General features: G+C 66.6%; 1 protein-coding gene and 1 pseudogene. Both read left to right on the forward strand.

Annotation, left to right across the window (positions count from 1 at the left end; all coding sequences use genetic code 11):
* Positions 1 to 51: pseudogene (locus tag H6B51_RS18665) on the forward strand (S-layer homology domain-containing protein); the annotation flags it as partial.
* Positions 52 to 365 (forward strand): S-layer homology domain-containing protein (locus H6B51_RS18670; RefSeq protein WP_243421387.1); only part of this gene is annotated, 314 nt, incomplete at its 3' end.

Genomic DNA, 365 nt, shown 5'->3' on the forward strand with positions numbered 1-365 from the left:
TCCGGCGTGTCGGACACCTCGTTCGCGCCCAATGACCCGGTAACCCGTGGTATGCTGGTGACAGTGCTGTGGCGGGCAGCAGGCGAGCCTTCGGCAAGTGCAAGCGCCTTTGCAGACGTACCCGCGGATGCGTGGTACGCCAAGGCGGTGGCATGGGCGAACGCCAACGGCATTGTACAGGGCTATGACGCTTCCACCTTTGCCCCGGACGACCGCATCACCCGCGAGCAGCTTGCCGCCATTTTCCAGCGGTATGCGGGCTTTAAGGGTATGGAAACTTCCGGGCGTGGCGACCTGTCGCAGTTCGGCGACACGGGCGCGCTGTCGGGCTGGGCGCAGGAGGGCGTGTCCTGGGCGGTCGGCGC

Origin of the sequence: Pseudoflavonifractor phocaeensis (assembly GCF_016901955.1) — a bacterium.
Taxonomy (GTDB): Bacteria; Bacillota; Clostridia; order Oscillospirales; family Oscillospiraceae; genus Flavonifractor; species Flavonifractor phocaeensis_A.